Genomic DNA, 19,934 nt, shown 5'->3' on the forward strand with positions numbered 1-19,934 from the left:
CGAGCCCCCCCCCCCCCGCGCCCCCCCCCCCCCCCCCCCCCCCCCCCCCCCCCCCCCCCCCCCCCCCCCCCCCCCCCCCCCCCCCCCCCCCCCCCCCGCGGCCTGGAGATCGGTGGGCTCACCGCCGCGGAGGAGGGCACCACCACCCGGTCGGTACCGGCATCGGTGCGCGGCGCCGCGATGTCGGTGGCCTTCCAGCGGAGCACGCTGGTCCCGGCGGTGCGGGCCTCGGTCGGCCCCGACGTCGTGCTCGAGCTGACCCGGCCGGACGCCCCGGCGGTGGTGCGGTCCGCCGACGACGGCACGTTCACCACGCTGGCGATGCCGACGCTCGACCCGGCGCCGACCGGACGGGCGGCGTGATGCCCGCGGCGGACCCGACGATGGCCGCGGTGACCGAGGCGGTGGGCCGGGGGCACGCCGGCCACCGAGCGGAGGCCCGGACCCGGCTGACGGCGCTGTGGGCGCAGGTCGGCTCCCGCGGCGACGCGCTGCACCGGGTGGCCATCGCACACCACCTCGCCGATCTGCAGGACGACGTCCGCGAGGAGCTGACCTGGGACGAACGAGCGCTGACCGCGGCCGGGGAGCTCACCGACGAGCGCACGGAGGAGCACGCGTCCGGCCTGGCGGTGCGCGGGTTCCTGCCGTCGCTGCACCTGAACCTGGCCGACTGTCACCGCCGTCTCGGTGCGGCGGCCGAGGCCAGGCGTCAGCTGGCCGAAGCCGCATCGCTCCTCGACGTGCTGGCCGACGACGCCTACGGCCGCATGATGCGGGCCGCGGTCGACCATGTCCGGAACGCCCTCGACGCCGGATCGACCGACCCGCTCCCCACTGCTCCCTGAGCTGATCAGCCCCTGTCGATCATCGGCGAAGGGCTGCTCGACACACCGATCGCGCCGGCCGTTCGCCGATGATCGACGGGAGCGGGGCTCAGCTCGCGGTGGCCGCCGGGCGGGCGGGGCGCTGCACGAAGCAGCAGAACGCCGGGCAGTTGGTGCCCAGCCGGGGCTCGCCACCGGCGCGGCGCTCCTCGAGCAGCTCCCGCAACGACCGGACGAACGCCTGGTGAGTGCCCGCCGTCGCCGCGCGGGCGAAGGCGAGGCCCAGCTCCTCGGCGGTCTCCTTCGCCTCGTTGTCCAGGTCCCAGATGACCTCGAGGTGGTCGCTGATGAAGCCCACCGGGAAGACGACGACGGCCCGCTCACCGTTCTCCGCCAGGGCCCGCAGGTGGTCGTTGACGTCGGGCTCCAGCCAGGGCACCGACGGCGGGCCGCTGCGGCTCTGCCACACCAGGTCGAAGCCGCGACCCGGCGCAGCAGCGTCGACGACGAGCTGGGCCGCCTGCTGCAGCTCGGCCTCGTAGGCGTGCCCCAGCGGGCCGGCGACGTCGGCCATCGCGTTCGGGATGCTGTGCGCGGTGGCCACCAGCCGGGCGCCGTCGCGCAGGTCGGCCGGCAGCTGCGCCAGCGCGGCGGTCAGCGCGTCGGCGTTGGCCTGCACGAAGCCCGGGGTGTCGAAGTAGTGCGGCAGCTTCTCCGCGGTGGGGCCCGCCGGTGCGGACGGGTCGGACTCCAGCGCGACCCGGGCCCGGGCGACGTCCTCGTGGTACTGCCGGCAGCCGGAGAACGAGGCGTAGGCCGAGGTCGCCAGCACGTAGGCGTGCTGGATGCCGTCCTCGGCCATCTGCCGCCAGGTGTCCTCGACGTAGGGCGCCCAGTTGCGGTTGCCCCAGTACACCGGCAGGTCGATGCCGGCCGACTCGAACTCGGCCTCGAGAGCCGCGATCAGCGCCTCGTTCTGGTCGTTGATCGGGCTGACGCCGCCGAAGTGGTGGTAGTGCTCGGCAACGGCCTCCAGCCGCTCCCGCGGGATGCCGCGACCGCGGGTCACGTTCTCCAGGAACGGCATCACGTCCTCGTGCCCCTCCGGGCCGCCGAAGCCGAGCACCAGCACCGCCTCGCGGCGGCCGGCCGGCGCAGGCGTCGCCGACGGGGCCACCCCGCCGTTGTTGCGCACGGCGAGGGAGGGCTCCTCGTTCGGCTGCTGCCCGGCCGGGGTGATCGACGCCCCCTCCGGCATCGGGTGCGCCGGGCGGGAGAGGTCAGACGCCGACGGCATGGAACCCGCCGTCCACGTGCACGATCTCGCCGGTGGTGGCCGGGAACCAGTCCGACAGCAGCGCGGCGACCGCCTTGCCGGCGGGGTCGGTGTCGGTGACCGACCAGCCCAGCGGGGCGCGCTGCTCCCACGCCTCCTCGAACTGGTTGCTGCCCGGGATCGACTTCATCGCCATGGTGCGCAGCGGGCCGGCGGCGACCAGGTTCACCCGCACGCCCTCGGGCCCGAGCTCACGCGCCAGGTACCGGGAGGTCGACTCCAGTGCGGCCTTGGCCGCACCCATCCAGCCGTAGACCGGCCAGGCGACCGTCGCGTCGAAGGTCAGGCCCACGACGGACGCGGTCTCGCCGAACAGCGGCCGGCAGGCCTGGGTCAGCGAGGCCAGCGACCAGGCGGAGACCTGGAAGGCGGTGGCGGCGTGCTCCCAGCCGACCTCGGGGAACCCCTCCCCCATCGCCTCCTGCGGCGCGAAGCCGATCGAGTGCACGACGCCGTCCAGACGCGCGTCGTCACCGCCCAGGTGCTCCCGCAGCCGGTCGGCGAGCGTCGACAGGTGCTCGGTGTCGGTCACGTCCAGCTCGACGACCGGCGCCTCCTGGGGCAGCCGCTTGGCGATCCGCTGGCACAGCGAGAACGCCCGGCCGAAGTTGGACAGGACGACGGTCGCGCCCTGCTCCTGCGCGATCCGCGCGGCGGAGAAGGCGATGGACGCCTCCGTCAGCACGCCGGCGATCAGGATCTTCTTGCCCTCAAGGATCCCCATGTTCAGTGCCCCATCCCCAGTCCGCCGTCCACCGGGACGACCGCCCCGGTGATGTAACCCGCCTGCTCACTCGCCAGGAACCGCACGACGCCGGCGACCTCCTCGGGCTGCGCGTACCGGCCCAGCGGCACCTGCGTCAGCACCTCCTGCGTCCGCTGCTCGGACAGCTGTGCGGTCATGTCCGTCGCGACGAAGCCCGGTGCCACCACGTTCGCGGTGATGCTCCGGCTGCCCAGCTCGCGGGCGATCGAGCGGGCGAGCCCGACCAGCCCGGACTTGCTCGCCGCGTAGTTCACCTGGCCGGCGGAACCGGACAGGCCCGAGACCGAGCTGATGAAGACCATCCGGCCGGTGCGCGCCCGCACCATCTTGGGCGCGGCCCGCTTGGCCACCCGGTAGGCGGCGGTGAGGTTCGCGTCGACGACGTCGGTGAACTGCTCCTCGCCCATGCGCAGCAGGAGCCCGTCGCGGGTGATGCCGGCGTTGCTGACCAGCACCTCGACCGGGCCCTGCCGCTCCTCGACCTCGGTGAACGCGCGGTCGACGGCGGCGGCGTCGGTGACGTCGCACTCCACACCGAACAGCCCCTCGGGCGCGCCGCTGCCGCGGTGGGTGATCGCCACCGAGTCGCCCTGCTCGGCGAAGGAGCGGGCGATGGCCAGCCCGATCCCCCGGTTGCCGCCGGTCACCAGCACCGACCTGCCCACTGTGCCCACCTCGCCGATCGCTGCCTGCACTGCCTTGCGTCGGGCCCAACCTAGTCGGTGGACCGTGGCCGGCACGCCGGGGCGTCCGCCGGAGGGACCAGGGTCCGGCGGTGAGGGTTGGCCGCCCACACCGACGGGCACGGAGGGCGGATGACCGTTCCGGAGACCCGCCCCCGCGACGTCGTCTCCGCCGACGGCACCCGGCTGTCGGTCACCACCTGGGGGCCCGCGGGCGCGCCCCTGGTGCTGCTGGTCCACGGCATGGGGATGTCGACCAGCTCCTGGGGCGAGGTGCCCGAGCGGCTGGCGGCCTCCTGCCGGGTGGTCGCGTACGACCTGCGGGGGCACGGCGAGAGCGACCCTGCCCGGGACGGCTCCTACCGGCTGGCGACGCACGCCGCCGACCTGGCCGCGGTCCTCGCCCGGGTCCGGACCGACGGCGAGCGGGCCACCGTTCTCGTGCACAGCCTCGGCGGCGCCGTCCTGCTGGAGCACGTCGCCGCCTCCGGCGACGAGGAGCTCTCCGGCATCGTCTTCGCCGGGTCGGGCGCCTCCGCCGTCACCGTCCCGGGACTCCCGGTCCGCGGGCGGTCAACCCCGGTGGCCAGGGTGGTGCGGGGGTTCTGGCTCGCCGTCGTCGTGGTGGCCCTCGGCCTGGCCCATCGGCTGCGCCGGTGGCCCCGGCTCACCGACCGCCTGACCCGCTGGTACGCCTTCGCCCCCGGTGCGCCCGAGCACCTGGTGGCCAGGGTGCGGGCGGACTTCCTGCGCACCCGCCGGCGGGCCCTGGTGCGGACCGCGTTCGCCAGCGTGAGCCAGGACGGGCAGCAGCCGGCCCCGGCGGTCTCCGTGCCGGTGACGGTGGTGCACGGTGCGCACGACCGCGAGGTCTCCGGCGCGGACGCGGAACGGCTGGTCGAGCGCATCCCCCGGGCAGAGCTGGTCGACGTGCCCGACGGGGCACACATGCTGCCGCTGACCCATCCCGACGTCGTCGTCGACACGGTGCTGACCATGGTGCGGCGCGCCGGGGACGCCGACCGGCCCCGGGCCAGCGCGTGAGCGCGCCCGCGGGCGCCGCCGGCGTCCGGGGCGTGGTGCGCCTGCTGAACACCTCCGGTGGGCGGCTGCTGTGCCTGGCCGGGCAGGTCGACGTCGCGGCGGTGGCCGCCTTCGTCGACCGGTACGGGCGGGAACCGGTGCGGGTGGACGCCATCGACGCCGGCTCGGTCACCGCCCTGTCGCCGTCCGGGCTGGAGCTGCTGCTGGACCACCTGGCGGTCGCCGAGCTGGCCGGGCGCCGGGTGCGGGTGCGCCGGTCACCACCGGTCGACCACGCGCTGTCCGCCGCGGGAGGCGCCGACCGCTGGTGAGCCCGTCGGCCGTCGGCCACGATGAGGTGAGCCGTCTGCCACCCCCCCCCCGACCAGCTGGAGCCTCCGTGACCGACCGCCCACCGCTGCCGCCGTTCACCCAGGAGACCGCGCTGCAGAAGGTGCAGGCCGCCGAGGACGCGTGGAACTCCCGGGACCCGGAGCGGGTCTCGCTGGCCTACACCGAGGGCTCGGAGTGGCGGAACCGGGACACCTTCCTCACCGGCCGCGCGGAGATCGTCGACTTCCTCACCGCGAAGTGGGCGCGCGAGCTCGACTACGTGCTCCGCAAGTCGCTGTGGGCGTTCACCGACGACCGGATCGCCGTCCGCTTCCAGTACGAGTGGCACGACGCCTCCGGGCAGTGGTGGCGCAGCCACGGCAACGAGAACTGGGAGTTCGACGCGCACGGCCTGATGCGCCGGCGGGAGGCCAGCATCAACGACGTGGCGATCAGCGCCGACGACCGCCGCTGGACCGGCCCGCGCACCGACGCGGAGCGGGGTGTGGAGATCCCGTTGCGCTGACCGCCTGACGGAGTGCGCGCCGGTCACCCGGGAAGTGGCGGCGGCGTGGACGAGCTGCTCCAGGACGCCGTCGACCTGCTGGTCGTGATCGTGGAGCCTGGTGGCGCCATCGTCATCATCGTCGGCGCCCTGTGGACCTTCGTCCGGTTCCTCTGGGTGGCGCTGCGCCACCGGAACGAGCACGCGTTCGTGCCCGTCCGGCTGACCCTGGGTCGCTTCCTGGCCCTCGGCCTGGAGTTCCAGCTGGCCAGCGACGTGCTGCGGACCGCGGTCGCGCCGAGCTTCGAGGAGCTCGGGAAGCTGGCCGCCGTCGCGGCGATCCGGACCGCGCTGGACTGGTTCCTCGGCCGGGAGATCGCGGAGGAGCGACGCCAGGTCGCCGAGCAGAACGGGGAGCCGGACGGCTCCACCGACGGCGAGGGGCGGGAGCGCGCCACGTGACGGCGGGGGACGCGGTGACCGGGCTGGGGCCGCAGCTGCTCTCCGCGCTGGCCCTGGTCGCCGGTGCACTCACCTTGGCCGCGGGCCGCCGTCCGGCGCTGGCGCTGGGGGTGCTGCTGGACCTGCTGCTGGCCGCCGGCCTGCTGCGGCTGGCCGGGGACCCGGACTGGCAGAGCACCGCCACCGCCGCCGCGATCATCGCGCTGCGGCACCTCGCCGGTGCCGGGCTGCGGATCGGAGCACGGTCCTGGACGCCGCGGTCCTGGATGCCGCGAGGCGGCCGGCGCCCGCGTCGGCCGTCGCCGGACGGCCTGGTGCACCGGTCGGTCCGCCCGCACTGGCGCCCCTGACCGTCCGCGCACCGACGTGTGAGCTGCAACCCCGGTGCGGGCGCCTGCGCTCCGGGCGTCCCCGGGGTGCAGGCCACCCGCGCTGTCACCGGCCCGGGTCCGGTGGCAGCCAGGCTTCGCGCGGCTCAGCAGTCGCAGGAGCAGGTCTGGTCGGCGCAGTCGCAGTCGCAGTTCAGTCGCAGCACGTCGGGTCACCCCCCTCCTGACTCGGGCACCACGTGCCGGGGCTCGGCGGCGGGCAGTGGTCGGCCGGCAGCGCCTCGGCCATGGCGACCATCTCCGCGTGCAGCCGGGTGAGCCGGTCGAGCTCCGCGTCGAGCTCGGCCAGGCGGCGGCGCAGCAACTGCTCCGCCGGCTCGCACGCGCAGGAGCCGGTGTCCCGGACGGCCAGCAGCTCGCGGATGTCGGCCAGCCGCAGACCCAGGCGCTGGGCGCCCTGGACGAACCGGAGCCGGTCCAGCTCGTCGTGCGGGTAGCTCCGGTAGCCCGCCGCGGTCCGGGCGGGCGGGCGCAGCAGCCCCACCCGCTCGTAGTAGCGGACGGTGTCACCGGAGACCCCCGCGGCCTCCGCGAGCTCGGCGACGCGCAGCCCGCGGGCTCCGCTGCCGGTCTCGGTCGTCGTCATGGCCGGACCGTAGACCTGGGAGTCGGCTCCAAGGTCAAGCCGGCCGACCGGGCGATTGCGACGGTCCGTGCGGTGGGTACCGGCCATCGGTGCCGGACACCCGCGAAGCCCTCCAGCAGGTCGCCGCCGACAGCTTCGGCTGGCCGGAGCTGCACCCCGAACAGCTCGAGGCCATGGAGCAGGTGATGGCCGGCCGCGACGTCCTCGCCGTGCTGCCCACCGGCGCGGGGAAGTCCGCCATCTACCAGGTGCCCGCGCTGCTGCTGGACGGCCCGACGCTGGTCGTCTCGCCGCTGCTCGCCCTGCAACGCGACCAGATGGGGGGCATCGAGGAGTCCCGCGCCCCCGAGGCGGTGGCGGTCAACTCCGCGCAGCGGGCCGGGGACACCCGGCACGCCTGGGACGCCGTCCGGGAGGGCGAGGCCGAGTACCTCTTCCTCTCCCCCGAACAGCTGGCCAAGGACGACGTGCTCGACGAGCTCGCCGGGCTCGGCATCAGCTTCTTCGTCGTCGACGAGGCCCACTGCGTCTCCGCCTGGGGCCACGACTTCCGCCCCGACTACCTCCGCCTCGGGACGGCCATCGAACGGCTCGGGCACCCGCCGGTCCTGGCCCTCACCGCGACCGCGGCGCTGCCGGTGCGGCAGGACATCCTGGCGCGACTGGGCCTGCGTGACGCCGTGGAGGTCGTCGCCGGCTTCGACCGGCCCAACCTGCGCCTGGCCGTGGAACGGGAGAGCGACGACCAGCGCAAGCGGTCCGCGGTCGTGGTGCGGGTGAGCGGGCTGATGTCCGACCCGGCCACCCGCGGCGGGCTGGTCTACGTCGCCAGCCGCAAGGACGCCGAGTACTACGCCGACGAGCTCGCCCAGCTGGGGCACCGGGTCGCCGCGTACCACGCCGGCATGAAGGCGGCCGACCGCACCCGGGTGCACGAGCAGTTCCTCGGCGGCGAGGTGGACGTCGTGGTGGCCACCTCGGCGTTCGGCATGGGCATCGACAAGCCCGACGTGCGCTTCGTCGTGCACGCCTCGGCCCCGGAGTCGCTGGACTCCTACTACCAGCAGATCGGCCGGGCCGGGCGGGACGGTGAGCCGGCGGAGGTGTACCTGTTCCACCGCCCCGAGGACCTGCACCTGCAGACCTTCCTCACCGCCAGCCGGGCTCCGGAGGAGGTGCTGGCGGAGGTGGCCGAGTCCCTTGAGGAGCACGACGAGCCGGTGCGCACCGCGGAGCTGGCCTCCGACGTCGACGCCCCCGCCGCCAAGCGGACCCGGGCGGTGAACCTGCTCGAGCAGGCCGGGGCGGTCGGCACCACCGAGGACGGCCGGCTGGAGTACCTGGACCCCGACGTCGGGCCGCACGAGGCGGTGCAGGAGGCCGTCGAGGTGTCCGAGACCCACCAGCGCCTGATCCGCTCCCGGATCGAGATGGTGCGCGGCTACGCCGAGACGACCGGCTGCCGGCGGCAGTTCCTGCTCGGCTACTTCGGTGAGCAGCTCCCGCACCCGTGCGGCAACTGCGACACCTGCGAGGCGGGCACCGCGCAGGAGCACGCCATCGGCGACGCCCCGTTCCCGGTGAACAGCGCCGTCCGGCACCCGGAGTGGGGGCACGGCGTCGTCATGTCGGTCGAGCCGGACCGGCTGACGGTGCTGTTCGACCAGGAGGGCTACAAGACCCTGGCCGCGGCCGCCGTCGAGTCCAACCACCTGCTCACCGCGGACTGAGCCGGCAGGTGGCCCCGCGCGCACCCGCGCGGGGCCACCCCGCCGGTCGGTCAGTGGGCGGCGGCCGGACGGTCCGCGACCGCCGTGGGACGGGCGAGCCGGACCCCCACCGCGGCGACGACGGAGAGCGCACCGATGACCGTCAGCGCCGATCCGAGCCCGCCGATCGCGGCGCTGAGCCCGAGCACCACCAGGGGGCAGACGAACTGGCCGAGGAACAGCGCCGCGGTCCACACCCCGGTGGCCCGACCTCGCTGCTCGAACCCCAGCGAACCGAGCGCCCAGCTGAGCAGGGCCGGCAGCAGCAGCCCGTTGCCCAGCCCGGTGACGACGGCGAAGACGGCCACCCCCGGCACCGACGCGGCCAGCGCCAGCCCGACCAGTCCCAGACCGGAGAGCAGGAAGGCCACCGGGATGGTCACGACCGGCCCGAGCCGGGCGATCCGGCCGAACGTGAAGGCGCCGACCGCGGTGCCCAGCGAACCGATGGCGCTGACCGCGCCGATCGTGCCGGTCGACTCCACACCGAGCTCGTCGAGGGTGAACGACAGCTCCACGATCAGCACGTAGAAGACCAGGCCACCGAAGAGCGTGACGCCGACCGGCGCGGCCAGCTGCCGCCACGGCAGGGCCGGGAGCTGCCCGGTGCGCGCGGCCGGGCCGGCCGTCGGCTGCCAGATGTACCGGGCGGCGAGGACGGCGAGCGGCAGGCTCACCGCGTACAGCCAGAACGGCGCACGCCAGCTGCTCTCCCCCAGCGCGCCACCCAGCCCGAAGAAGACCGTCGCCGCGACCGTGGTGCACACGACCTGGTAGCCGAAGTAGCGCTCCCGCTGCGAGCCGGAGAAGTAGTCGGCCAGCAGCGTGGTGCAGCAGGTCATGATGGCGGCCTCCGTCAGACCGACGAGCACCCGGCTGGCCACGATCAGCTGCAGCGAGTCCAGCCACAACGGCGCCGTCCCGAACAGCGCGTAGAGCACCAGGGCACCGACCAGCAGCCGCTTGCGGCCCGCTCGGTCGACGAGCCGGCCGGCGATGGTCGCGGTCAGCCCGATCACCAGCGCCGGGGCGGTGAGCACGATCGGGGTCAGCGCCGCCACGCCCGCCGTGCCGGCGAAGGCGTTCTCGATGGCCGGCAGGACCGGCGCCAGGAGCACCGAGCCCAGCACGGCCAGGCAGCTGGACAGCAGCAGGACGGCCACCTGGGCCGGCCCGGCGGGGCGGCCGGTGGCGGGGTCGACGGCGACCTCGCCGGCACGGGGCGGCTCGGACGGCCGCCCACGGCGGAGGACGGACTCGGACACGGGCGTCTCCTGGGGTCATGCACCGGTCGTCGGTGACCGGCGTCACTGACCGAGGAGTGTCGGGACGGCGCCGCCGGAGCGGAAATCACTTCTCCTGGGGGGCGGGATCACCCACGTCGATGACGCCGGGGCCGTCGACGGCCTGCCGGGCGGCCCGGGCGACCACGTCCCGCAGGTAGCGGTGCTCCGGGTCGTCGTCCAGCGCCGGGTGCCACCACATCGCCTCCACGAGCGGGGTGAGCTCGACCGGGCAGGGCAGCGCCCGGATCCCCGCCCCCAGCGGGAGCAGGTCGACCAACCGGCGCTGCAGCAGCGCGAGGCGCTCGCTGCCCGCCACGAGCGTGGGCACCGTGATGAAGTCCTCGGTGACCACCTGGACCCGGGGCTCGATGCCGAGCATCCGCATCTGCCGGGCGGCCGGGGTGGAGGCGGTCTGCCCGTGGTAGGTGAGCACCCAGGGCAGCGTGCGCAGGTGGTCGACGGTCAGCCCGGTGTCGACGACCGGGTTGTCCGCGGAGACCACGCACACCCACTCGTCCCGGTACAGGTCCCGGTGGGACAGGTCGGTGACGAAACCGTGCGGGAGCAGCATCACGTCGGCGCCCAGCAGGGTCTGCTCCGCCCGCTCGACCATCGCCGGCGAGTGCGGGGTGAGCCGCAGCCGGGTGTGCGGGGCCTCCTCGGCCAGCAGGGCGGCGAGGGTGTCGCCGAGGACGACGACGACGTAGTCGCTCACCAGCACGGTGAACTCCCGGGTCGAGGACGACGGGTCGAACTCCGGCTGCGCGGTGAACACCCGCTCGGCGCCGGCCAGCGCCAGCCGGGTGAGCTCGCGCAGCTGCACCGCCAGCGGGGTGAGCCGGTACTCGTTCCCGGTGCGGGTGAGCAACTCGTCCCCGAAGTGCCTGCGCAGCCGGGCCAGCGACGCCGACAGGGCCGGCTGGGACAACCCCATCTGCGCCGCGGCCCGGGTCACGCTGCGCTGCTGCAGCAGGGCGTCGAGGGAGACCAGCAGGTTCAGGTCCAGCCGGGCCAGGTTCATGCGCGGCAGTATCCACATCGCTGATGCCGCACATCAGGAGATCAGTCTTCCTCGATCCCCTCGGGTGACCGACCGTGGTCCACGCCACTCCCGAGGAGGAAACCCGACGTGTCCCGACCTGCAGCGCCGCAGCCGGTCCAGCTCGACCGCACCGATCCCGAGTCCGCCATCACCGCCGCCGCGAAGCGCTGCTCCAACTGGGGCCGCTGGGGCGCCGACGACGTGCTCGGCACGCTGAACTTCCTCGACGAGGCCAAGCGCGTCGAGGGCGCCCGGCTGGTCCGCCGCGGGGTGAGCTTCTCCCTCGCCCAGGCCTTCGACATGAACGGCCCACAGAAGGGCTGGCGCCGCCGCACCAACCCGGTGCACACCATGCTGGACACCGGCACCGACGCCGAACGGGGCGTCCAGGGCTTCCCGCACGGGATCGGCGGCGCCGACGACGTGATCGCCATGCCGCTGCAGGCCTCCACGCAGTGGGACGGCCTGGGGCACATCTTCGACCACGGCAACGCCTGGAACGGCCGCCGCGCCGGCGACGTGGTGACCAGCGAGGGCGACCGGGTGACCGGCATCGAGACCGCCGCCGCCCAGATCGCGGGCCGCGGCGTGCTGCTGGACGTCGGCCGGGCGCTGGGCTCCGACGGGGAGCTGCCCGACGGCTTCGCGATCACCACCGAGCACCTCGAGGCCACGATCGCCGTCCAGGGCGCGAGCGCCCGGGTGGGCCGCGGCGACCTGCTCCTGGTGCGCACCGGCCGGCTGGCCCGCGCCCGCCGGGAGGGCTGGGGTGACTACGCCGGGGGCGACTCCCCCGGGCTGTCGTTCACCACCGCCGACTGGCTGCACGGCACCGAGATCGCCGGCATCGCCACCGACACCTGGGGCTTCGAGGTGCGGCCCAACGAGTTCGACGTCGCCTTCCAGCCGCTGCACCAGGTCTGCATCCCCAACATCGGGCTCTTTCTCGGCGAGATGTGGGACCTGGACGCGCTGGCCGCCGACTGCGCCGCCGACGGCGTCTGGGACTTCTTCCTCACCGCCGCGCCCCTGCCCGTGACCGGCGCCGTCGGCGCCCCGGTCAACCCGATCGCGGTCAAGTGACGAAGGAGTCCCCGTGCCCGCAGTGAACAACGTCCTGGTCGTCGGCAGCGGCCTGGCCGGGACCGCCACCGCCGTGCACCTCGCCTCCCGCGGCGTCGCCGTCGACCTCGTCGAGATCAAGCCGGAGGCCGCCGCGCTCGGCTCGGGCATCACCCTCCAGGGGAACGCGCTGCGCGAGCTGCGCGCCCTCGGCGTCTGGCCGCAGGTGCAGGAGGCCGGCTACGCCTTCGACGTCACCGGCATCCGCGCCCCCGACCCGAAGGGCTCCGTGATCGCGGAGATCCCGGACGCGCGGACCGGCGGGCCCGACCTGCCCGCCGCCATGGGCATGCCCCGGCCGGAGCTCGCCCGCATCCTCTGCGACCGGGCCACCGAGGTCGGCGTGAAGCTGCGGTACGGCACCACGTTCACCGACCTCGCCCAGGACGCCGACGGGGTGGACGTCACCTTCTCCGACGGGTCGACCAGCCGGTACGACGTGGTCGTCGGCGCCGACGGCATCCGTTCCTGGACCCGCCGCGCACTCGGCGTCCACCTGGAGACCCGGTCGATCGGGATGGGCATCTGGCGGGCCTTCGGCCCGCGGCCGGCCAGCGTCACCCGCACCGACCTCTACTACGGCGGGCCGTCGTTCATCGCCGGGTACTGCCCCACCGGCGAGGACTCGCTGTACGCCTACATCGTCGAGCCCGCCCAGGACCGCAGCGGCCTCACCCCCGACGAGCAGCTGGCCACCATGCGCCGGCTGTCGGAGGCCTACCACGGGCCGTGGGACGAGATCCGCGAGACGCTGACCGACGCCTCGCGGGTCAACCACACCTGGTTCGAGACCCACGTCCTGGACGAGCCGTGGAACCGCGGCCGGGTGGTGCTGATCGGCGACGCCGCGCACACCTGCCCGCCCACCATCGCCCAGGGCGGCGCGATGGCCCTGGAGGACGCCGTCGTCCTGGCCGAGCTGCTCACGTCCCGGACCACGCTCGACCAGGACCTGTGGGACGCCTTCCACGCCCGGCGCTTCGAGCGCGCGAAGACCGTCGTCGACGCGTCGAACCGCCTCGCCCAGTGGCAGCTCGACCACGTGCAGGGCGACGTGCCCGGCCTCATGCGCTCGGTCGCCCAGCTCACCAGCCAGCCCGCCTGAGAACGGACAGAGGACCACCATGACCCAGCAGCGCCTGATCACCCACCTGCGGCACGTCGACCTGGCCGTGCCCGACTTCGACAGGCAGCTCGACTTCTACGCCGGCACCTGGGGACTGCGCACCGAGCACACCGACTCCGGCCTGGCCTTCCTGGCCGCCGAGGGCTCCCCGGAGCAGTACGTCGTCCGGCTGCGGCGGTCCGCCGACAAGCGGATCGACCTCATCTCCTTCGGCGCCGCGAACGCCGCCGACGTCGACACCCTCGCCGCGCAGCTCGCCGCCGACGGGGTGCAGCTGATCGGCGAACCGGACGCCCTGCAGACCCCCGGCGGTGGCTACGGCTTCCGGTTCTTCGACAACGAGGGCCGCACCATCGAGGTCAGCTCCGACGTCGCGGTGCGCCAGCACCGGGCCATCGAGGCCGGCGAGTCGATCCCGGTCCGGCTCTCGCACGTGGTGGTCAACTCCGCCGATCCGGAGGGCACGGTGGCCTTCTACGACAAGCACCTCTCGTTCTCGCTCTCGGACACCCTGATGCACCCGCGGATGGGCAGCATGATGTGGTTCCTGCGCACGAACGCCTGGCACCACAGCATGGCGGTCGCCCGCGGCCCGCACCCCTCGCTGCACCACGCCTCGTTCGAGATGCGCGGCATCGACGAGTACATGCGCGGAACCGGGAGGCTGCTCCGCCAGGGCGTGGAGAAGATCTGGGGCCCAGGCCGGCACCGGGCAGGCAACAACACCTTCAGCTACTTCCTCGACCCGCACGGCAACACCGTCGAGTACACGACCGAGCTCGAGGTGCTGGACGAGGACACCTGGCACCCGCACCTCTACGACTTCTCCGACCCCGAGGTCAGCGACCAGTGGGGCACCGCGAACGCGATGAACGAGTTCGTCGCCCAGCGCTCGTTCAACGACCCGGACGAGGGCCTGTTCGTGGCCCCGCCGGTCTGATGCGGCCGGTCTGATGCGGTTCGCCACCTACCAGCTGAACGGGGCGGTCTCGGCCGGTGTCGTCTCCGGCGCCGGCGTCCATCCGCTGCCTGCCGGGACCACCGTGCTCGACCTGGTCCGGGCCGGACTGCCGGCGGCGCTGGAGGCAGGCGCCGCCGCGCTGGCCGGGCCCGCCGTCCCGCTGGCCCACCTCCGGCTGCTGCCGCCGCTGGAGGCCCCGACGGTGCGTGACTTCGTCGCGTTCGAGGAGCACGTCGAGGGGGTCCGCAAGGCCATCGACGGGATCGCCGGCGTCGTGCCCGAGTGGTACCAGGCACCGACGTTCTACTTCACCAACCCCTACGCGCTGGTCGGCGCGCACGACGACGTCGCCCTGCCGCCGGGGTCGCAGCGGTTCGACTTCGAACTGGAGGTCGCGGTCGTGGTCGGGCGGGACGGCGCCTCGCTCACCCCGGAGCAGGCCCGCGACCACGTGTTCGGCTACACCGTCCTGAACGACTGGTCCGCCCGCGACCTGCAGGCGCGGGAGATGAAGGTCAACCTCGGCCCGGCCAAGGGGAAGGACTCCGCCACCACCCTCGGCCCCTGGCTGGTCACCGCCGACGAGCTGGAGCCGTACCGGGACGCCGACGGCTTCCTCGCCCTGGACATGCGCGTCTCGGTCAACGACGTCGAGGTCGGCCAGGACCTGCTGGCCAACATGGGCTGGCCGTTCGAGGAGCTCGTCGCCTACGCCTCCCGCGGCACCGAGGTCCGCGCCGGGGACGTGCTCGGCTCGGGCACCTGCGGGAACGGCGGCTGCCTGGCCGAGCTGTGGGGCACCCGCGGCGCGGCCGCCCCTCCCCCGCTGCAGCCGGGCGACGTCGTCGAGATGACCGTCGAGGGGATCGGCACCCTCCGCAACCGGGTGGTCCCCGGCGTCGACCTGCCGCCCGTCCGCCCCGCACGCCCCCGGTCGCGCGCCCGCGCGCGCACCGCCTGACCCGGAAGAGGAACTGACGTGTTCGAGTACTTCCCCACCGGCCCCTACACCTGGAATCTCGGCGTCGTCGCCACGCTGAACTCCGGGGGCCTGATCGACGAGGTCGACCGCGCCTGCCGGCCGATCAAGGACGCCGCGAACGCCGGCGAGGACGCCGGCACCCCCGACTTCCTGCGCGCCTGGCGGGCGCTGACCGACCAGCTCGCCGGCCAGGCCGAGGAGGCGGAGAAGGCCGGGCACACCCGCACCGCCGGCCAGCTGTGGTTCCGCGCCAGCAACTACCTGGCGCAGGCCGAACGGATGCTCTCCCACTCAGACCCGAACCGGGTGCCCACCTACCGGCGGATGCTGGAGATCGCGCAGAAGGCGTTCGAGCTGCACAGCCCGCGGGTCAGCCGGGTGGAGATCCCCTACCAGGGCACGACGCTGCCCGCCTACTTCAGTGCCGCCCCCGCCACCGACGACGGGCCGGCGCCGGTCGTCGTGCTGGTCAACGGGCTGGACTCCACCAAGGAGCACATGTACGCCTCGAACCACTGGGCGGAGCTGGCCGCGCGCGGCATCTCCTGCCTGATGCTCGACCAGCCGGGCACCGGCGAGGCGCTGCGCCTGCAGGGGCTCACCGCCCGGATCGACGCCGAGGTCTGGGCAGGTGCGGCCGTCGACTGGCTGGAGACCCGCGCCGACGTCGATGCCACCCGGATCGGCATCGTGGGCTGGTCGCTGGGCGGCTACTACGCCCCGCGCGCCGCCGCGTTCGAGAAGCGGTTCGCGCTCTGCGTGGCGTGGGGCGCCAACCACGACTGGGGCGCGGTGCAGCGCCGTCGCAAGGAGCGCGAGGGCGAGCGCCCGGTGCCCCACTACTGGGAGCACGTGCTCTGGGTCTGGGGCGTCGACGGCGACGCCGAGCACCTCGACGCCTTCCTCGACCTCGCCGACGCGGTGAACCTTGAGGGCGTGGTCGAGCAGATCACCGTGCCGTTCCTCATCGCGCACGGCGCCAACGACCGGCAGATCCCCCTGGCCATGGCCCACCGCTCCCACGACCGGGCGGTCAACTCCCCCAAGCGTGAGCTGCGGGTGTTCACGCCCGAGGAAGGCGCCACCGAGCACATCGGCCTCGACCACCTGCCGCACGTGAGCACCTTCATCGCCGACTGGGTCGCCGACACCTTCGCCGAGGAGGTGGGCCGCTGACCTCGGCCCGCCCCGGGGCGGCGGGCACGGTGGCTGCCGAGCAGGTCGGTATCGTCCGGGTCCGAGCAGGCCCAGGCGTCGACCGAGGAGCAGAGCAGCCAGGTGCGCAGACCGTCACCGAGCATGCTCGACGTGGCCCGGTCGGCCGGGGTGTCGCTGGGCACGGTGTCGAACGTCCTCAACAACCCGGCCAAGGTGGCTGAGGGCACCCGCCGCCGGGTGGAGGCGGCCATCGAGCAGCTGGGCTTCGTCCGCAACGGCGCCGCCCGGTCGCTCTCCTCCGGCACCAGCTCCACCCTCGGGTTCGTCGTCGTCGACCTGAGCAACTCCTTCTTCCTGGACATGGCCCGGGGCGCCGAGCAGGAGGCGTCCCTGGCCGGGCTGAACGTGCTGCTGGCCAACGCCGACCTGGACCGCGACAAGCAGCACACCTACCTGGACCTCTTCGAGGAGGAACGGGTCGCCGGGGTGCTGCTCGCGCCGGAGCAGGACTCGTTCGGCGAGACCACCTCACTGCGCTCGCGCGGGATGCCGCTGGTGGTGCTCAACGACCCCTCGGTCGGACCCGACGTCTGGTCGGTGCAGACCGACAACGTGCGCGGCGGTCACCTCGCCGCCCAGCACCTGATCGAGCTGGGGCGCACCCGGCTGGCCTTCGCCGGGTCCGACCACTTCGCCGTGGTCCAGCAGCGTTTCTCCGGGGTCGAGCGCGCCGTCCGGGAGGCCGGCGGTGGGGTGACCCTGGAGCGGCTGGTCACCTCCGGCGTGCGGGTCGAGGACGGTCGCCAGATCGGCGCGCAGCTGGTCGACCGTCCGCCCGGCGACCGCCCGGACGGAGTGGTCGCCGGCGCGGACCTGCTCGCCCTCGGCCTCATCCAGTCCCTGGTGGTCGACGGCCGGCTCCGGGTCCCGGAGGACCTGGCCGTGGTCGGCTACGACAACAACCGGGCGGCGTGGAGCAGCGTCGTCCCGATCACCACGCTCGACCAGGCGGGCGAGGAGATGGGGCGGCGGGCCGCCCAGATGCTGGTGGCCCAGCTCCGCGGTGAGGCCGACGACCTGCAGCGCTCGGTCACCCTCGAGCCGTTCCTCATCCCGCGGGAGAGCACCGTCGGCCGCTGAGCCGAGGCCTCCCGCCGCGCTCGCCAGTCCCCCGTTGACCGTTCCTGTGATGGCGGTTACGTTCTGCCGCACGCCCATTGAAGCGCTTCAAGCGCCCGGGCCGGTCCGGTTCACTCCCGAGAGGACGACGCTGTCCATGACGCCGAAACCCACCCGCCGCCGCACTCGCCGCGTGGCTCTCCCCATCGCCCTCGCGGGCCTCGTCACACCACTGGCCGTGGCGGTCGCGCCTGCCGGCGCGGCCGCCGCCGACTGCTCCGACGTCACTGCCCACCCCTGGATGGACACCAGCCGGACGCCGTCGGAGCGGGCACGGGCGCTGCTGGACGCCAGCAGCCAGCACCAGCTCTACCGCTGGCTGGTGGAGCAGCCGGCCAACGCGCCGCAGCAGACCACCTTCGGCGACGTCACCTACCCGGCGCAGGTGCCCTGCACCCCGACCGTGGTCTACACCGACGGCCCGGACGGCGTCCGGTTCACCCCCGGGGCGACGGCCTTCCCCGCCCCGATCGCGGTGGCCAGCACCTGGGACGAAGAGCTGACCGCGACCCGTGGCGCGGCCATCGCCGCGGAGGCCTTCGCCAGCGGGAAGAACGTCGTCCTCGGGCCCGGGCTCGCCAGCGGACGCACCCCGCTGTCCGGGCGCACGGCGGAGTACTTCGGCGAGGACCCGCTGCTGACCGGCCTGCTCGCCGCGGCCACCGTGACCGGGCTGGAGGACAGCGACCCCGAACGGCCGGTGCTGTCGAACCTCAAGCACTACGTCGCCAACGAGCAGGAGCTCGACCGGCAGACCAGCTCCTCCAACGTGGACGAGCGCACCCGCCGCGAGCTGTACGACCTGCCGTTCGAGATCGCGCTGAACCGCAGCGACCCGGCGAGCGTCATGTGCTCCTACAACCAGGTCAACGGCGTGTACGGCTGCGAGAACCCCCTGCTGGACGACGTGCTCAAGGACGAGCTCGGGTTCGACGGCTACGTGGTGAGCGACTTCGGGGCGGTGCACTCCACCGGGCCCAGCCTCCGCAACGGGATGGACCAGGAGCTGAACCGGCCGCTGTTCCTGACCCCGGCCCGGCTGGACCAGGCGCTGGCCGCCGGCGAGATCACCCAGGCCGACGTCGAGGCGGCGGCGTTCCGGGTGGTGCACACGTACCTGGAGGGTGGGCTGTTCGACCACCCACTGCCGGAGACCCCGGCCGCCGACCCGTCCACCCCCGCGCACGAGGAGCTCGCCCGGGAGGTGGCCGTGGAGGGCAGCGTGCTGCTGGAGAACGACGGCGTCCTTCCGCTGGAGCCGGCGGCGGGCGACACCATCGCGCTCATCGGCCCCACGGCGTCCAGCACCCCCACCGACGGGGTCAGCGCGGCTTCGGTCTGCTCGATGGCCTGGCGGTTCAACGACGCCGGCACCCTCGAGTGCGACGACCTGGTCTCACCGGAGACGGCGATCCGGGAACGCGCCGCCGAGGACGGCGCGACCGTCACCTTCGCCGACGGCAGCGACCTGGCGGCCGCCGCCGAGGCCGCCGCGCAGGCCGACGTCGCGGTCGTCTTCGGGTACCAGCGGTCGGGCGAGTTCAGCGACCTGCCGGACCTGCGGCTGCAGGGCAACGGCGACGCGTTGATCGAGGCCGTGGCCGCCGCCAACCCGGACACCGTCGTCGTGCTGCAGACCGGCAGCGCCGTGGAGATGCCGTGGCTCGACGACGTCCGTGCGGTGCTGGAGACCTGGTACGCCGGTGAGCAGATGGGCCCGGCGACCGCAGGCCTGCTCTTCGGCGACGTCAGCCCCTCGGGGCGGCTGCCGATGACCTTCCCGCACTCCCTGGCGGACACCCCCACCGCCACCTCCCCCGAGCGGTACCCGGGCACCTTCGCCGACGGCTCGACGACCCGGCCGGAGGGCAGCACCGAGATCCGTCAGGTGGAGTACAGCGAGGGCCTGCAGGTGGGCTACCGCTGGTACGAGGCCCAGGGGATCGACCCGCTGTTCGCCTTCGGTCACGGGCTCACGTACACCGAGTTCGAGTACAGCCACGTGAAGGCCACGCCGGCCAGCACCGACGGCGAGCGGGAGGTGCGGATCCGCTTCCGGCTCACCAACACCGGTGACCGGACCGGGACCGAGACGGCCCAGGCGTACGTCACGCTGCCTGCTGCCGCCGGTGAGCCCGCACGGCGGCTGGTCGGCTGGGAGCAGGTCACCCTGCGCCCCGGTGAGCACCGCAACGTCGAGATCACCCTGTCCGCCGCAGACCTCGCGGAGCTGCGGCTGCTGCAGCACTGGGACGAGTCGGCCGATGCGTGGGTGACCCCGCGCGGGACGTTCCAGGTGCACGTCGGCGGTTCCGCCGAGGGGGGGGGGGGGGGGGGGGGGGGGGGGGGGGGGGGGGGGGGGGGGGGGGGGGGGGGGGGGGGGGGGGGGGGGGGGGGGG

General features: G+C 74.1%; 21 protein-coding genes. 15 read left to right on the forward strand and 6 right to left on the reverse strand.

The features are described 5' to 3' along the window. The first annotated feature begins 165 nt into the window (after positions 1–165). Together ACI795_RS18995 and ACI795_RS19000 are read left to right on the forward strand one after the other, a co-directional pair. A complete protein-coding gene (locus ACI795_RS18995; protein ID WP_457077215.1) occupies positions 166–363 on the forward strand; it encodes a hypothetical protein in 198 nt (65 codons plus the stop codon). Between the two features lie 29 nt (positions 364–392). Continuing rightward, positions 393–848, forward strand: a complete 456-nt coding sequence (locus ACI795_RS19000; protein WP_457077216.1) for a hypothetical protein — start codon at positions 393–395, stop codon at positions 846–848. A gap of 88 nt (positions 849–936) precedes the next feature. Here the strand turns inward: ACI795_RS19000 and ACI795_RS19005 are convergent, their stop codons facing one another. Genes ACI795_RS19005 through fabG form a run of 3 tightly spaced genes read right to left on the reverse strand, consistent with a single transcriptional unit; the run spans position 937 to position 3,594 of the window. Further along, on the reverse strand, positions 937–2,124 hold the full coding sequence (locus ACI795_RS19005; RefSeq protein WP_457077217.1) for a ferrochelatase: 1,188 nt from the start codon (positions 2,122–2,124) through the stop codon (positions 937–939). Then, positions 2,108–2,887, reverse strand: a complete 780-nt coding sequence (gene fabI, locus ACI795_RS19010; protein ID WP_457077218.1) for an enoyl-ACP reductase FabI — start codon at positions 2,885–2,887, stop codon at positions 2,108–2,110. Before fabI ends, ACI795_RS19005 begins: the two co-directional genes overlap by 17 nt. A 2-nt stretch (positions 2,888–2,889) precedes the next feature. After that, complete coding sequence (gene fabG, locus ACI795_RS19015) at positions 2,890–3,594, reverse strand: 3-oxoacyl-ACP reductase FabG (RefSeq protein ID WP_457077219.1); 705 nt, start codon at positions 3,592–3,594, stop codon at positions 2,890–2,892. A gap of 150 nt (positions 3,595–3,744) precedes the next feature. On the opposite strand from fabG, the gene ACI795_RS19020 reads away from it, so the two are divergent. From ACI795_RS19020 to ACI795_RS19040, 5 genes are all read left to right on the forward strand, one after another. Next, entirely contained in the window at positions 3,745–4,656 is a 912-nt protein-coding gene (locus tag ACI795_RS19020; protein ID WP_457077220.1) for an alpha/beta fold hydrolase, read from the forward strand. Further along, complete coding sequence (locus ACI795_RS19025) at positions 4,653–4,967, forward strand: hypothetical protein (protein ID WP_457077221.1); 315 nt, start codon at positions 4,653–4,655, stop codon at positions 4,965–4,967. Before ACI795_RS19020 ends, ACI795_RS19025 begins: the two co-directional genes overlap by 4 nt. Positions 4,968–5,035: 68 nt before the next feature. Beyond that, positions 5,036–5,494 carry a nuclear transport factor 2 family protein gene (locus ACI795_RS19030; protein ID WP_457077222.1) on the forward strand — a complete coding sequence of 153 codons (459 nt, stop codon included), beginning with the start codon at positions 5,036–5,038 and terminating at the stop codon, positions 5,492–5,494. A 45-nt stretch (positions 5,495–5,539) separates the two neighbouring features. Then, entirely contained in the window at positions 5,540–5,935 is a 396-nt protein-coding gene (locus ACI795_RS19035) for a DUF1622 domain-containing protein (protein WP_457077223.1), read from the forward strand. Next, positions 5,932–6,285, forward strand: a complete 354-nt coding sequence (locus tag ACI795_RS19040) for a hypothetical protein (RefSeq protein ID WP_457077224.1) — start codon at positions 5,932–5,934, stop codon at positions 6,283–6,285. Before ACI795_RS19035 ends, ACI795_RS19040 begins: the two co-directional genes overlap by 4 nt. A gap of 172 nt (positions 6,286–6,457) precedes the next feature. Here the strand turns inward: ACI795_RS19040 and ACI795_RS19045 are convergent, their stop codons facing one another. After that, positions 6,458–6,910 (reverse strand): heavy metal-responsive transcriptional regulator, encoded by a 453-nt coding sequence (locus ACI795_RS19045; protein WP_457077225.1) that lies wholly within the window; start codon positions 6,908–6,910, stop codon positions 6,458–6,460. An 89-nt stretch (positions 6,911–6,999) separates the two neighbouring features. Here ACI795_RS19045 and ACI795_RS19050 point away from each other — a divergent pair, with 89 nt between their 5' ends. Beyond that, entirely contained in the window at positions 7,000–8,640 is a 1,641-nt protein-coding gene (locus tag ACI795_RS19050; RefSeq protein WP_457077226.1) for a RecQ family ATP-dependent DNA helicase, read from the forward strand. 50 nt (positions 8,641–8,690) lie between these two features. On the opposite strand, the gene ACI795_RS19055 is transcribed toward ACI795_RS19050, so the two are convergent. Both ACI795_RS19055 and ACI795_RS19060 read right to left on the reverse strand, forming a co-directional pair. Further along, a complete protein-coding gene (locus ACI795_RS19055) occupies positions 8,691–9,944 on the reverse strand; it encodes an MFS transporter (protein WP_457077227.1) in 1,254 nt (417 codons plus the stop codon). Between the two features lie 85 nt (positions 9,945–10,029). Beyond that, positions 10,030–10,986 (reverse strand): LysR family transcriptional regulator, encoded by a 957-nt coding sequence (locus ACI795_RS19060; protein ID WP_457077228.1) that lies wholly within the window; start codon positions 10,984–10,986, stop codon positions 10,030–10,032. A gap of 108 nt (positions 10,987–11,094) precedes the next feature. Here ACI795_RS19060 and ACI795_RS19065 point away from each other — a divergent pair, with 108 nt between their 5' ends. The 7 genes from ACI795_RS19065 to ACI795_RS19095 form a co-directional block, all read left to right on the forward strand. After that, positions 11,095–12,090, forward strand: coding sequence for a cyclase family protein (locus ACI795_RS19065; protein WP_457077229.1), 996 nt, complete (start codon positions 11,095–11,097; stop codon positions 12,088–12,090). A 13-nt stretch (positions 12,091–12,103) separates the two neighbouring features. Further along, positions 12,104–13,234, forward strand: coding sequence for an FAD-dependent oxidoreductase (locus tag ACI795_RS19070; RefSeq protein WP_457077230.1), 1,131 nt, complete (start codon positions 12,104–12,106; stop codon positions 13,232–13,234). 19 nt (positions 13,235–13,253) lie between these two features. Beyond that, the gene (locus tag ACI795_RS19075; protein ID WP_457077231.1) at positions 13,254–14,195 is read left to right on the forward strand and encodes a VOC family protein; all 942 of its coding nucleotides are present in this window, start codon (positions 13,254–13,256) and stop codon (positions 14,193–14,195) included. A gap of 13 nt (positions 14,196–14,208) precedes the next feature. Continuing rightward, complete coding sequence (locus ACI795_RS19080; protein ID WP_457077232.1) at positions 14,209–15,177, forward strand: fumarylacetoacetate hydrolase family protein; 969 nt, start codon at positions 14,209–14,211, stop codon at positions 15,175–15,177. 18 nt (positions 15,178–15,195) lie between these two features. Further along, positions 15,196–16,374: an alpha/beta hydrolase family protein gene (locus tag ACI795_RS19085; protein WP_457077233.1), complete on the forward strand. Its 1,179-nt coding sequence runs from the start codon at positions 15,196–15,198 to the stop codon at positions 16,372–16,374. A gap of 123 nt (positions 16,375–16,497) precedes the next feature. Continuing rightward, positions 16,498–17,496: a LacI family DNA-binding transcriptional regulator gene (locus ACI795_RS19090; protein ID WP_457077234.1), complete on the forward strand. Its 999-nt coding sequence runs from the start codon at positions 16,498–16,500 to the stop codon at positions 17,494–17,496. Positions 17,497–17,713: 217 nt separating this feature from the next. Continuing rightward, positions 17,714–19,934: beta-glucosidase (locus ACI795_RS19095; protein WP_457077235.1), on the forward strand; the 2,221-nt coding region annotated here is incomplete at its 3' end.

Source organism: Modestobacter sp. SYSU DS0290, assembly GCF_054050955.1.